13 protein-coding genes are annotated in these 12,712 nt (G+C 62.5%); 12 read left to right on the forward strand and 1 reads right to left on the reverse strand.

Annotated elements, in window-relative coordinates; genetic code table 11:
- Positions 1 to 161 precede the first annotated feature (161 nt).
- On the reverse strand, positions 162 to 923 hold the full coding sequence (locus P3C39_RS14640) for a DeoR/GlpR family DNA-binding transcription regulator (RefSeq protein WP_013532952.1): 762 nt from the start codon (positions 921 to 923) through the stop codon (positions 162 to 164).
- 162 nt (positions 924 to 1,085) lie between these two features.
- Between P3C39_RS14640 and P3C39_RS14645 the strand changes: the two genes are divergently transcribed.
- From P3C39_RS14645 to P3C39_RS14700, 12 genes are all read left to right on the forward strand, one after another.
- Positions 1,086 to 1,886 (forward strand): class I fructose-bisphosphate aldolase, encoded by an 801-nt coding sequence (locus P3C39_RS14645; RefSeq protein ID WP_063171597.1) that lies wholly within the window; start codon positions 1,086 to 1,088, stop codon positions 1,884 to 1,886.
- A gap of 3 nt (positions 1,887 to 1,889) precedes the next feature.
- Complete coding sequence (locus P3C39_RS14650) at positions 1,890 to 2,840, forward strand: PfkB family carbohydrate kinase (RefSeq protein WP_275953820.1); 951 nt, start codon at positions 1,890 to 1,892, stop codon at positions 2,838 to 2,840.
- 89 nt (positions 2,841 to 2,929) lie between these two features.
- Positions 2,930 to 4,075: an ABC transporter ATP-binding protein gene (locus tag P3C39_RS14655; RefSeq protein ID WP_275953819.1), complete on the forward strand. Its 1,146-nt coding sequence runs from the start codon at positions 2,930 to 2,932 to the stop codon at positions 4,073 to 4,075.
- A gap of 110 nt (positions 4,076 to 4,185) precedes the next feature.
- Entirely contained in the window at positions 4,186 to 5,433 is a 1,248-nt protein-coding gene (locus P3C39_RS14660) for a sugar ABC transporter substrate-binding protein (protein WP_064995072.1), read from the forward strand.
- 138 nt (positions 5,434 to 5,571) lie between these two features.
- On the forward strand, positions 5,572 to 6,468 hold the full coding sequence (locus tag P3C39_RS14665; RefSeq protein WP_023764771.1) for a sugar ABC transporter permease: 897 nt from the start codon (positions 5,572 to 5,574) through the stop codon (positions 6,466 to 6,468).
- A 5-nt stretch (positions 6,469 to 6,473) separates the two neighbouring features.
- Complete coding sequence (locus P3C39_RS14670; protein WP_013532946.1) at positions 6,474 to 7,316, forward strand: carbohydrate ABC transporter permease; 843 nt, start codon at positions 6,474 to 6,476, stop codon at positions 7,314 to 7,316.
- Between the two features lie 63 nt (positions 7,317 to 7,379).
- Positions 7,380 to 8,201 (forward strand): sugar phosphate isomerase/epimerase, encoded by an 822-nt coding sequence (locus P3C39_RS14675; RefSeq protein ID WP_275953817.1) that lies wholly within the window; start codon positions 7,380 to 7,382, stop codon positions 8,199 to 8,201.
- 11 nt (positions 8,202 to 8,212) lie between these two features.
- The gene (locus P3C39_RS14680; protein WP_275953816.1) at positions 8,213 to 9,289 is read left to right on the forward strand and encodes a Gfo/Idh/MocA family oxidoreductase; all 1,077 of its coding nucleotides are present in this window, start codon (positions 8,213 to 8,215) and stop codon (positions 9,287 to 9,289) included.
- Complete coding sequence (locus tag P3C39_RS14685; protein WP_275953815.1) at positions 9,289 to 10,107, forward strand: sugar phosphate isomerase/epimerase; 819 nt, start codon at positions 9,289 to 9,291, stop codon at positions 10,105 to 10,107. Before P3C39_RS14680 ends, P3C39_RS14685 begins: the two co-directional genes overlap by 1 nt.
- Entirely contained in the window at positions 10,107 to 10,940 is an 834-nt protein-coding gene (locus P3C39_RS14690; protein WP_275953814.1) for an alpha/beta hydrolase, read from the forward strand. Before P3C39_RS14685 ends, P3C39_RS14690 begins: the two co-directional genes overlap by 1 nt.
- Positions 10,937 to 11,659 carry a ribulose-phosphate 3-epimerase gene (locus tag P3C39_RS14695; RefSeq protein ID WP_127367811.1) on the forward strand — a complete coding sequence of 241 codons (723 nt, stop codon included), beginning with the start codon at positions 10,937 to 10,939 and terminating at the stop codon, positions 11,657 to 11,659. The genes P3C39_RS14690 and P3C39_RS14695 overlap by 4 nt, the downstream gene beginning before the upstream one ends.
- Complete coding sequence (locus P3C39_RS14700) at positions 11,656 to 12,684, forward strand: ROK family protein (RefSeq protein WP_024502565.1); 1,029 nt, start codon at positions 11,656 to 11,658, stop codon at positions 12,682 to 12,684. Before P3C39_RS14695 ends, P3C39_RS14700 begins: the two co-directional genes overlap by 4 nt.
- Positions 12,685 to 12,712: the final 28 nt, after the last annotated feature.

Consider the following 12,712-nt stretch of genomic DNA (forward strand, 5'->3'; position numbering starts at 1 on the left):
AATTTTTATACAACATGCGAAAATGCTGGCGCGATATCGGGAGGCTGCCAGTCCTGGGAGGAGAAAATGACCGACATGAAAAAACGGCCGACCGCCGATGCGGATGCCGTGGGTCATGCGCGCATCGGATATTTCCGCCGCGGCCAGGGACCTCGACGGGGTCAGGCATAGATCACCTTGGCCCCTGTCCTATCAAGCTGGCTGCGTATTGGGCCGGACAGGCCATCGTCGGTGATCACGACATCGACGCTCGACAGCGAAAAGGCCTTGGAGGTTCCGCTGACGCCCCATTTGCTCGAATCCGCAAGGAGGACAACGCGCCGGGCCATGCGCACGAGGTTTCGCTTGGTTCGCGCCATGTCTTCGTTCACGTCGACCACATCCAGTGACGAGTCAATTGCATGCGCTCCAACAAAGACCTGATGCGCTACCAAGCCGCCGAGAGCCGTGTCGGCATCGGTGATCAGCGTGCTTACCGTGTCCGGGTAGACCCGGCCGCCGATCATGTGAACGTCGAGCCCGGGCCGATGCATCAGATGCTGCACGATATTCATCGCCGTGGCCGCGACCACGACATTGCTGAGCGGCGGTAACAGCATGGCAACCTGCATCAATGTCGAGCCGCCATCGAAGATGACCGATTGGTTGTCCTCGAACAGGTCTATCGCTGCCCGGGCGATGCGTTTCTTTGCATCGAGGTTTGTTTGCATCCGCCGGGCGAACGCGGCCGTGGTCGAATCCGTGGTCCGGGTCACCGCGCCTCCGCGGGTCTTGGTCAGCAGTCCCTTGCGATCCAGTATCTCGAGGTCGGAGCGCACCGTGACTTCCGACACGCCAAAATCGTCTGACAGGTCCTTGATGCGAACCTGTCCGCTGCGTTGCACTTCCCCCAGGATCGATTGGCGTCTCTGCTCTGACAACATTGGCCTGTCCTTGCCTCCATGCGCCAAGCGATCGCCCTGGCCTCGGTTCACTCTACCAAAAATAGGCGAATTCGAAAGCTTTCGAAAGATTGCATTTGTTATTTCTTTCGCAAACACTGGGTCCAGGATTTTGAAATCAATCAATTGGAGAGTTTTGGACTCATGAGCCTCGGAACCAAGGTGCGCCTGGCGCGCCTCTTCTCACATCCATCGGGGAATCTTTTTGGCGGCGCGGTCGACCACTTTGTCGGCTATGGCGACGTGCGCAAAGGAGGTCTTGCCGACCTGCCGGGTGCGCTTGCACGCGTCATGGTAGGCAAACCCGACTACGTCAGCATCCAGCCTGGCACCGCGCGCCATCTGTGGCCGCAATATGCGGGCAAGGCTTCCCTGGTGATCCAGGCCGGCTGCTTCACCCCAGACGATCGCATCAGTGAACTGATTGCAACGCCCGAGGATGCGGTGCGCGCCGGCGCCGATGCGTTGGCCGTGGCCATTCCGGTGCGCGGCGCGACCGAGGGAAAATACATACGCTGGCTGACCGATTCGGTGAACGCGGCGGCTCGTTACGGCATGCCGGTGGTAGCGCATATCTACCCTCGCGATTTCACCGACGGGGCAAAAATCGTCTTCACCCCCGACGAGATCGCCTATGCGGCACGCATCGGCTACGAGTCCGGCGTCGATGTGATCAAGATCGGGTACACGGGCGATTTCGAGTCGTTCCGAGAGACCGTTCGGACCTGCCCGGTGCCGGTTGTGATCGCTGGTGGTCCGAAGACCGACACGCTGCTCGGCGCCCTTCAGCAGACGGCGGACGCCATCCGTGCAGGCGCGCGCGGTGCCGTGGTGGGCCGCAATCTATGGGGGCACGGCGATCCGGAAAAGGCAGCGATCGCCTTTCGGGGCGTCATCCATGACGGCCTTTCGGCGCAAGACGCCTTGACGAAGGCGGGTGCCTGAACGATGCTCGCCGTCCCTTCAATCCTCGGCTTCGGAGCTATTGCGATCGACGACATCGTCTATGTCGATCAGCCGTTGTCGGCGGGCAAGGGGAAGGTTTTGCAAAGTGCCCGAGCTTTCGGGGGAAACGTCGCGACGGCACTTGCCGCCGTCGCGCGGCTCGGCGGAAGCGCCGGGTTCATCGGATGGCTGGGCAGTGCCGCCGACGACGCCGTGTTGTGCGATCTCGTTGCGAGCGGCGTTGAAACCGCGTTCGCGCCGCGCCACCCGCACGCGCGCCCGGTGCGCTCGCGGATCACCGTCGGTTCGGATGGGGAGCGGTTCATCGCGTATGACGACGAAGCGATGCTGGGCACCGCGCCGGACTTTCCGGACGAGGTTCTCAGCCGCGCGACTGTCCTGATCGTCGACAGTTACGGGATCGGGTCGCTGGATGTCGTGGCTCGGGCTCGCGATCTCGGCCTTGCGATCCTCGGCGATGTCGAATGGAGCCACGGCCCGGCCACCGAGAGACTGATCGGGCTCTGCGACCATCTCATTCTTCCGCTCGGCTTCGCGCGGACCGCCACCGGCCGCCAGGCTCCGGCCGAGATACTCGATGCATTGTGGTTGCCGTCGCGGTCCGCCGTGGTTCTGACGGATGGCGGCAGAGGCGTCTTCTATCGCGGACGCGACGAGACAGGGCTCTGGCACCTGCCTCCGCACCGGGTTGCCGTCGTCGACTCGACCGGCGCCGGTGACTGCTTTCATGGCGCCTATGCCCTTGCATTGACGCGCGGGGCCGACACCGCAGGCCGGGTCGCATTCGCGGCCGCGGCGGCGGCCCTTTCGATAACGGGGCGGGGCGGGCGCGAGGCGCTTCCGACCGACGACCAGGTCAAGGAACTCCTGGCATCGACGAACGCGCCGTCGGCAGTCGAACTGAAATATGCGCGGCTTGATACCGGAACATAGCCCGAACTATCCGAGGAAAAATTTCGCAGGTGAACGTAAGCCGAGGACAATCATAAAAATCAGTGGCTTAGACTTGTGGAGGGAGGAATATGGCAGAAGTCGTTCTTGAGAATATCTGCAAGACATACGGGAACAATTTTCACGCAATCGACCAATTGAACCTGTCGGTCAAGGACGGCGAGTTCTTGATTCTCGTGGGGCCGTCCGGCTGTGGTAAATCCACCGCGTTGCGGATGATCGCGGGATTGGAGGACGTCACCAGCGGCAGCCTTCGGATCGGCGGGGTCGACGTCGTCGACATGCCGCCCAAGGATCGCGACATCGCGATGGTCTTCCAGAGCTACGCCCTCTATCCGCATATGACTGTGTTCGAAAACATCGGCTTTTCGATGCGGCTGGCAGGCAAGCCGAAGGCCGAGCGCAAAAAGCGCGTGGACGAGATCGCCAAAACCCTTCAACTGACGTCTCTGCTGGACAGCAAACCCGCGAACCTTTCAGGCGGACAGCGTCAAAGGGTTGCCATGGGCCGCGCCATGGTGCGCGAGCCGGCAGCCTTTCTCATGGACGAACCCCTTTCCAATCTGGACGCGAAACTGCGTGTTCAAATGCGCGCCGAAATCACCAGTCTGCAAAAGCAGCTCGGCGTAACGACCATATATGTGACCCACGACCAAACCGAAGCCATGACGATGGGCGACAGGGTCGCGGTGTTGAAAGGCGGCGTGCTGCAGCAGGTCGACGCACCCAAGAGGCTCTATGAATCGCCGGTGAACGCTTTCGTTGCTGGCTTCATCGGGTCTCCTTCGATGAATCTTTTCGAGGCAACCCTGACGGGCGCCGAACTGATGTCCGGCGCCTTGGCCATCCGGCTGCAGGATGCAGCCTTCGTGCGCAGGCCGGGCTTGAGGTCGTATGCGGGGCGCAAGGTCGTGTTCGGGATACGACCGGAGGATCTCTATGACAGCAGTCTCGAATCCGGCCGCAAGTATCAGACGATACCGGCAAAGGTGACCTCGATCGAAGAACTCGGATCCGAACAAATCGTCCATCTCAACATCGACGCGGTCCGGGTGGACTCCGGCGACCCTGACGCGGTGCAGGATTTCGGCCTGGCGTCGAATGCGGTGGCGAAATTCGAACCGGTCAGCACAGTCCGCTCCGGCTCGGAAATCAGCTTGGCCCTGGATGATGCCAAGCTCCATTTCTTCGACCCCGAGACGCATCTGGCAATCTGAATATCAGCGATAAGACCCGCGGGCGAAGGTGAGGCGCCCGCGTAAGAAGACTTCTGGATAATCAGACGATCGGCCGCATTGTGCGGGCGAATATAAAGAAGGAGGAGAAAATGACGTTTCGTATTAAACCCGCGATGCTGAAAATAGCCGCGGCCGCATGGTTGCTTGGCGCAACCGGCGCCATGGCGGATACGACGCTGGAATTCACCCAATGGTGGGAGCCCGAATTGCCGGCTGGCTCGCTCAGGTCAATCATGGATGAGTTCGAGGCGGCAAACCCCGGAATCAAGGTGACGCTGGTCAGCGGCCCCTACGCCACCACGCGAGACCAGATCTCGGTTGGTGCTGCAACCGGAACGCTCAGCGACGTCGTCGGTCTCGACGGCGCCTGGGTGAACAATCTGAATGCGCAGGGCGCACTCGCCGACATGAATCCGATGATGGATGCGAGCGGTTTCGACAAGAGCCAGGTCGCGGATATCATCAAGGTGGACGGCAAGGCCGTGATGTTTCCCGTGGCTTCGTTCGTCTATCCGGTCTTCGTGAATTTGGACCTCGCCGCCAAGGCGGGCGTGACCAAGCTGCCGTCGACCCGTGCGGAGTTTCTCGAAGCCGCCAAGAAGATGACGCACGCCGACCAGAACCAGTATGGCTGGGTGCTGCCCCTGTCGCTGCAAACGCCATCCGGCGTCCAGAACGACATGATGTCGTGGGTTTGGGCTTCGGGCCAGTCGATGATGGCGAGCGGCAAGCCGGACCTTGAGGGCAAACCGGTGGTGGATATGCTCACTTTCGTCAAATCACTCAATGACGCCGGCACCATCTCGCCCGGCATCGCCACCAAGACCGAGCAGGAAAAGGTCGAGGAGTTCGTCAACAACCGCGTCGGGATGATGATCGACTCGCTCGCGCATGTGAACCTCATCCGCAAGCGCAATCCCAAGCTGAACTTCGACCTCATCCCGGTCCCTGTCGTGGAAAATTATACCGGCAAGCGCGGCCTTCCCTATGCTTCCTGGGGCATCGGCATCTCTGCGGCTTCGAAACATCAGGAAGAGGCCTGGAAACTCGTCCAGTATCTGATGAGTGAAAAGGTCAACGCCAAGCTCGTGTCGCTTGCAAACGCGTTCCCGGGCAACGTCAACGCCAAGCCCGATTTCGTGACCTCGGACAAGGCTTTCGGCAAGGCTTTTGAAATCTTCAAGACCGGTCATCTCGCCAATGAGTTCACGGGCCTGCCGGTGGCTGAAGACCTGATGACCCAGTTCGACGTGCAAGCCCAGAAGATGCTCGCCGGCGAGCAGTCTCCGGAACAAGCAGCCGCCGCCGCTCAGAAGGGCTGGATGGCGAAATTCTGATCGGCCTGTTCCCGTTTGCTGTCTTCGACCGGGTGACCTGACTTCGGGCAGGCCACCCGGCAACAACGGATCGGCATTCTGAGTGGACTTGTTTTTGAAAGCTTACCTTCCCTTGAAGGCGTATCCCAAGGTTGGCACATGACCCGGCAAAAGCGCTCCCACCACAAGCTCAAACGAGCGGTCGCACCCTACCTCTATCTGTCGCCCTCGCTGCTCATAATCGGGCTCCTGATGCTGCTGCCGATGGTGACGGTGATTGCCTACTCGTTCCAGAACAGCGCGGTGCTGCGTCGTGACCCATCCTTTGCCGGACTGAAGCACTACCAGGCGATCTTCGACGACCCCGTGTTCTGGGCTTCGCTGTGGCACACGCTCTACTTCACATGCATGAGTGTCATTTTCCACATGACCATCGGCATGGTCTTCGCGCTCATGCTGAACAGCGACCGCATCAATCCGACGCTGCGCAATATTCTGCGCGTGCTCTACATACTGCCCTGGCTGTTCACCGCGGTGATCATCGCCGTGATCTGGCGCCTCCTGCTTGAGCCGAACGGTGTCGTGAACAGTATTCTCATGCAAATCGGCATCATAGGTTCCAAGGTCGAATGGTTTTCCTCGCCTGAGACCGCGCTGCATGCAGTCACTTTTGCCAATATCTGGGCGGGCTACCCGCTCTTCATGGTCAGTTTGCTCGCGGGTTTGCAGGGCATTCCCAAGGATTTCTACGAGGCCGCCGATATCGACGGGGCGAAAGCCTACCAGAAGCTGATCTTCATCACCATTCCGCAGCTGATGCCGATCATCATCAGCATCTCGCTGCTCGACTTCATCTGGACCATGCAGGTCTTCCCGCTAATCTGGATAACGACGGGCGGTGGCCCGATCTACTCGACCGAGGTCCTCAGCACCTACACGTACAAGCTGGCATTTTCGAGCTACAACCTGTCGCAGGCTTCGGCCAGCGCCGTGGTCATCCTGCTGATCTCTCTCGGCCTGACGCTGTTCTATATTCGCTATCAAAAGGCTCGGTAATCACCATGAGGAAAAGGCACACGCCGAAAGACAGGCTGATCACCGTGGCGCTCCATGTAGCGCTTGCAGCAGGGCTCTTTTTCGCGGCATTCCCGATCTACTGGATGCTGAGCAGCTCGTTCAAATCGAATACCGAAATCTTTGCCCTGCCACCAACCATCCTGCCAAAGGCGTTCACGCTGGAAGCGTATGCAGCCATCCTTGGCGACCCGGTAAAGCTGCGCTTCTTCTTCAACAGCTATTTCGTGGCGGGAGCGGTGACCGTGCTGACGGTGCTGATCGCCTTGCTGGCGGCCTACGGGTTCAGCCGCTTCAATTTCCGCGGCAAGGGCAGCCTGAACACAATCATCATCAGCACGCAGACGATTCCGCCGATCACACTTTTGATCCCCTTCTTCGGGCTTGTCGTCTCATACGGTATCTTCGATACCTACGTCGCGCTGATCCTGACCTACCTGGTGTTTACGCTGCCCTACGCGATCCTGCTGATGACGGGATATCTGAACACCTTGCCCCGCGATCTCGATGAAGCCGTGGCTGTCGACGGCGGCAGCAGCTGGACCGCGCTTTGGCGGGTGATTGTCCCGATTTCACTGCCTGGTATCGTGGCGACGTCGGTCTACACCTTCCTGTTGTGCTGGAACGAATTTCTCTTTGCGCTGACGCTGACGAAGTCGACGTCCATGCGCACGGTCCCGATCGGCATCCAGCTGTTGATGGGGCAGCATGCCTTCGAATGGAACCAGATGATGGCGATGAGCGTGCTCGGCTCGCTACCGCTCTTGCTCATCTACCTCGTTGCCCAGAGGTACTTCCTCGCCGGCATGACCGCGGGCTCGGTCAAGTAGGATGTTCATCCCACGGCGACGCAGGGTGGCATCAATCAATAAGCGGTATCAAGGATTGAAAGGATGAACGTGAAAGACCTCAAAGTCGGCTGCCAGACCTTCACCTGGGAAATGTTGGGAGACCGGTTCACCGGCGGCCCCGACGATCTGCTGAGGGCGATCTCTGACGGTGGCTATGCCGGCATCGAGATCACCGACACCATGATCGGACATTATGGCGACAAGCCGGAGGAGTTCGCCGCCGCGCTGAAGACGTCGGGGCTGACGCTGGTTTCTTTCGCCTTTGGCTCGAACAGTGGCTTTACGCTGAAGGAGAAGATCGGCGACGATCTCGAGACCGCCAAACGCTGGATCGGCTTCGCGGCTGCGTTCCCGGGCGCGCTGGTCTCGATGGGCTCGGCGACGGTGGTGTCCGACGGGCCGCGCGACGAGAAGTTCGCCATCGCGGCCGAGGTCTACAACCAGGCCGGCGAGCTTGGCCGCAGGGCCGGTGTTCAGGTCGCGGTGCATCCAAGCTCGCACCACAACACGCTGCTGTTCGACCGCGCCGATTACGATGCGATCTTTGCCTTGCTCGATCCCGACCTGGTCGGCTGGGTGCCGGATACCGGCCATATACTGCGCGGCCACAAGGACATGTCCGATACGCTGCGCACCTACCGCGACCGCATCCGCTACATCCATTTGAAGGACGTCGATGCCAACGGCACCTGGGCCATGCTCGGCAAGGGCGTCTGCGACACGCCGGCGGTGATCGAGATCGCCAACACCGCACCGCGCTTCAACGGCTGGCTGGTGCTGGAGGAGGAATCCGAAACGGCCGCCGCCGATCCCGCCGGCGCGGTAAAAACCAACCGCCAGACAATGCGCAGCTTGGGCGCCTGAAGAACGAGACGATGATCAAGAAACAGGACAGACGCCTCAGGGTCGGTGTGCTCGGCTGCGGCCCCATCGCGCAGTTCGCGCATCTGCAATCCTGCGTGAAGGCTGGGAATGCCGACCTCTACGCCATCTGCGACGCGGCACCCGATCTGCTCGCCCGCATGGGCGCCACCTACGAGCCGCAAAAGATGTATGCCGACTACGACGCCATGCTCGCCGATCCCGAACTGGAAGCGGTGATCGTCGCCACGTCGGACGCCTATCACGTGCCGATGTCGATCAAGGCGCTCGATGCGGGAAAGCATGTCCTGTGCGAAAAGCCGATCGGCACCTCGGTGGAGGAAGGCGAGGCGCTGGCCCAGGCGGTCAGGCGCTCGGGCAAGGTGCTGCAGGTCGGGCATATGAAGCGCTTCGACCCGGCGCTGGAGGCGGCGCGCGACTTCGTGCGCGACGAGATCGGCGAGGTGCTGGCGCTTAAGGCCTGGTACTGCGATTCCACCCATCGCTACACCAACACCGATGCCATTCAGCCGCTGCCGGTCACCAGCAAGCTGGCGAAGAAGCCGACCGGCAATCCCAAGGCTGATCTCAGGCAATATTTCATGCTGGCGCACGGCTCGCATCTCGTCGATACGGCGCGTTTCCTGTGCGGCGAAATCGTTGCCGTGCGCGCCCGCCTCAACGAACGCTTCGGCGCCTATTGCTGGTTCGTCGAGACCGAGTTCGCCAGCGGCGCGCTCGGGCATCTCGATCTTACCGTCGCCGTGCGCATGGACTGGCACGAAGGTTTTCAGCTCTATGGCGAGAACGGTTCCGTCATCGCCAGGACATTCAACCCCTGGTACTTCCGCGCCAGCGAGGTCGAGATCTTTTACGAGAAGACCTCCACCGCCCACAAGCCGCTCGGCGCCGACGGTCATTTCTTCCGCCGCCAACTGGAAGGCCTAGCGGATACAGTCCTGAACGGCACGCCGATGCGCGGCGCCAATGTCGAGGACGGCATCGCCTCGATCCGCGCCATGGTCGCGATTGCCCGCTCGGTCGAGACCGGCGAGCGGGTCGAGCTCGCCTCGGTTTCGGGTGCGGTCTGATGCGTCTCGGCATTTTCGCCAAGACATTTGCCGGCACAGAGCCGGCTGCCGTGCTGACGGCGGTTAAGCAGGCTGGCTATGAGACGACGCAGTTCAATCTCGCCTGCGCCGGCCTGCCGTCGATGCCGGATGTCGTGCCGGCGGAAGCAGTCACTTCCATCCGCGCCGCAGCACAATCGACCGGGGTTGCACTCGCCGCACTGTCGGGCACCTACAACATGGCGCATCCCGACAAGGCCGTCCGCGACGGTGGCCTCAGGCGTCTCGCGGCCATCATCAATGCTGCTGCTGCCCTCGACATTCCGCTGGTCACGCTCTGCACCGGCTCGCGCAACGCCGCCGATCAGTGGGCGTATCATCCCGACAATAGCACGCCGGCCGCCTGGTCCGACATGGCCGCCGAGATGGAGAAAGCGCTGGCGCTTGCCGAAGACGCCGGCGTCGATCTCGGCATCGAGCCCGAGCAGGCCAACATCGTCACCTCGGCCAGGGACGCGACCAGGCTGATCGCCGAAATGGGATCGAAGCATCTGAAGATCGTGCTCGATCCGGCGAACCTGTTCGAGCACGCGACGCCACACGAAGCGCACGCCATCGTCGCCGCCGCGATCGACGAGGCTGCCGGCCATATCGCCATGGCGCACGCCAAGGATCGCTCTGGCGACGGCCGCTTTGCCACCGCCGGACAAGGCATCGTCGATTTTCCGCATTTTGTTTCACGGCTGAAGGCAGCGGGCTTCGACGGATCGCTCGTCACCCACGGGCTGTCCGCCGATGAAGCCCCCGGCGTCGCAGCCTTTCTGCGGGGACTCCTCTGATGGGCGCCGCGCCGGCGATCCTGCTTCGCGACGATGCATCGCTTCGTGTCTTCGACACGGGGCAGGGCAGGCCTCCCGTCGTCTTCCAGCACGGCCTCGGCGGTGATGCGGCACAAGTGGCGCAGAACTTTCCCGATGGTCCTTCATACCGCCGACTGACCGTCGAATGTCGCGCTCAGGGCGGCTCCGGCGTCGGCAGCAAGCGTCCTTTTTCGATCGAGATGTTCGCCGACGACGTGTTGGCTGCCGCCGATGCCGCCGGCCTCGACCGTTTCGTCGCCGGCGGCATCTCGATGGGCGCGGCAATCGCCTTGCGGCTTGCGGCCCGGCACCCGGATAGGGTCACAGGTCTCGTGCTTGTTCGCCCTGCCTGGGCTTTCGACGCGGCACCGCAAAACATGCGCCCTTACGTGGAAGTGGCGGAGCTCATCCTCAGCCGTCCGCTGGATGACGCGCGCGATGCCTTCGCGGCCTCCGCGACTGCCACATGGTTTCACACCGAAGTGCCGGACAATCTCGCGTCCTTGCTTGGCTTTTTTGCGCGCGAGAACGCGAATGTTTTCGCCGAGGTGATGCGAGCAATCGCAAACGATGGGCCTGGCGTGACGCGGGCAGCGGCCGCCGGCCTCGCGCTCCCGACACTCGTCATCGGCAGCGGCATCGATCTCGTCCATCCGCTGGCGGCCGCGCGCAGCCTTGCAGATACCATCCCCAATGCCGCCTTTGTCGAGGTGACGCCGAAGGCCACCGACAAGGAGCGCCATTTCGCCGAAATCCGCGCCGCCATCGGCAGCTTTCTCAACACAAATTTTGACAAGCAGGACCAATCATGATCTCGAAATCTCTCTCCGGCCCGGCCGCCATCGCCGAACTGCCACGCGATCGCATGATCGCCGAATTCTCGCTCTGGTCTGCCAATCTTGCCAATTTCGAGAACGACTTGAAGCGCATCGAACCCTATGTCGATCTTCATCATATCGATGTGGCGGACGGTCATTTCGCCCCGTCCTTCCTGTTCTTCCCCGACCTCGTTGCCCGCATCGCCGGGCTGACGGCGAAACCCATCCACGTCCACCTGATGGTCGATGAAGCAATCGTCGAGGCGCAGACGCGCCAGTTCATCGAAGCCGGCGCCGACATGATCAGCGTCCATGCCGAGAATGGCGAAGCGGGATTGCGCGCCGTGCGGCTGGCGCGGGAGCTCGGCGCCGAGGCGGGCGTCGTGCTCAGGCTGGAGACGCCTGTGGAAGCGGTGACGGCCTTCGTCCCGGAGGTCGCCTTCGTAACGCTTCTTGGAACCGCAATCGGCGTCAAGGGACAGAGCCTGTCGGACAAGGCCTGCGACAGGCTGGGCGCTACCCGCGCCATCCTGAGAAAGGCCGGCCGCGAGGCGCACGTGGTTCTGGCCGCCGACGGCGGCATCCGCCACGAGACCGTGCCGTTGCTGCGTGCCGCCGGCGCCGAAACCGTGGTTCTCGGTTCGCTCGCCTTCGGTGACAAGGACCTCGCCGGCCGCATCGGCTGGCTGCACGGCTTGAAGGTCGCGGCATGACAACGGAAGCCGCCCTTGCGATCGATCTTGGCGGGACGGAGCTTCGCGCCGCCTTGGTCGACCGCGAAGGCAAGATCCTGGCATTCGCGGCGGTGCCGACGCAGGCGCAGGCCGGTCCAGACGTGGTGATCGGCCAGATCGAGGCGCTGGCGGCGACCGTCCATGCCGAAGCCCCGGCACTGTCGGTCGTCGGCGTCGGTGTCGGTGCGCCGGGACCGCTTGATCCGCTGGCCGGCATCGCCGTCGGCCCGCCGACACTCACCGGCTGGCTGGATGTACCGCTTGCCGACATCCTCGAGCGGCGGCTCGGCCTGCCGGTCCGTCTGGAGAACGACGCCAATGCCGCGGCGCTCGGCGAATGGCGCTTCGGCGCCGGCCATGGCGCTCGCTCGCTGGTCTTTGTCACGGTGTCGACCGGCATCGGCGGCGGTGTCGTCGTCGATGGGCGCATCCTGCATGGCCGCCGTGGCCTTGCCGCCGAGATCGGTCACATGACCATCACCAATGAGGGCGAGCGTTGCGTGTGCGGCGTCATCGGCTGCTTCGAGGCCATCGCTTCGGGAACCGCGCTCGGCCGCCGCGCCACCGCCGCCACGGCCGCCGGCGACGGCTCTGCCTTGCGGCGCCTGTCAGCGGATGCGGAGGTGACCGGCCGCCATGTCGTCGAGGCGGCACGGCTGCGCGACGATCTTGCCTCGGCCTTGCTGGACGAGGAAGCCCGCTGGCTGGGCGTCGGCTTCACCAACCTGTTACATCTCTATTCGCCCGATGTGCTGGTCGTCGGCGGCGGCATCGCCAACGGGCTCGACCTGATGGCGCCGACCATCGAGGCAACCATCAGGCAGCGGGCCATGCGCGCCTATCGCGACGTACCGGTCGTTCCAGCACAGCTCGGCCGCCATGCCGGGCTCGTCGGCGCCGCCAGCCTTGTGCTGTTCGACGACGAGGGCACTTTGGCAGCCCGCATGCCTGTCGGCCCAAGCACATATCCGGACACACCACTGAGCAAGATCGGCACCGTCTGACGTGCGACTGCATGACAAAGGCCGCAGG

The sequence above is a fragment of the Mesorhizobium sp. XAP4 genome, assembly GCF_029269325.1.
Classification (GTDB): domain Bacteria; phylum Pseudomonadota; class Alphaproteobacteria; order Rhizobiales; family Rhizobiaceae; genus Mesorhizobium; species Mesorhizobium ciceri.